Consider the following 482-nt stretch of genomic DNA (forward strand, 5'->3'; position numbering starts at 1 on the left):
GCTGTCGTCAGCTCGTGTCGTGAGATGTTGGGTTAAGTCCCGTAACGAGCGCAACCCTTGTCCTTAGTTACCAGCACGTTATGGTGGGCACTCTAAGGAGACTGCCGGTGACAAACCGGAGGAAGGTGGGGATGACGTCAAGTCATCATGGCCCTTACGGCCTGGGCTACACACGTGCTACAATGGTCGGTACAGAGGGTTGCCAAGCCGCGAGGTGGAGCTAATCTCACAAAACCGATCGTAGTCCGGATCGCAGTCTGCAACTCGACTGCGTGAAGTCGGAATCGCTAGTAATCGCGAATCAGAATGTCGCGGTGAATACGTTCCCGGGCCTTGTACACACCGCCCGTCACACCATGGGAGTGGGTTGCACCAGAAGTAGCTAGTCTAACCTTCGGGAGGACGGTTACCACGGTGTGATTCATGACTGGGGTGAAGTCGTAACAAGGTAGCCGTAGGGGAACCTGCGGCTGGATCACCTC

General features: G+C 56.0%; 1 rRNA gene. It reads left to right on the forward strand.

Features of this window, described 5'->3' with window-relative positions:
- Positions 1 to 482, forward strand: a 16S ribosomal RNA gene (locus tag ACF8SD_RS14990); the annotation flags it as partial.

This window comes from Pseudomonas sp. CJQ_9, assembly GCF_043106615.1.
In the GTDB taxonomy this organism is placed as follows: domain Bacteria; phylum Pseudomonadota; class Gammaproteobacteria; order Pseudomonadales; family Pseudomonadaceae; genus Aquipseudomonas; species Aquipseudomonas juntendi.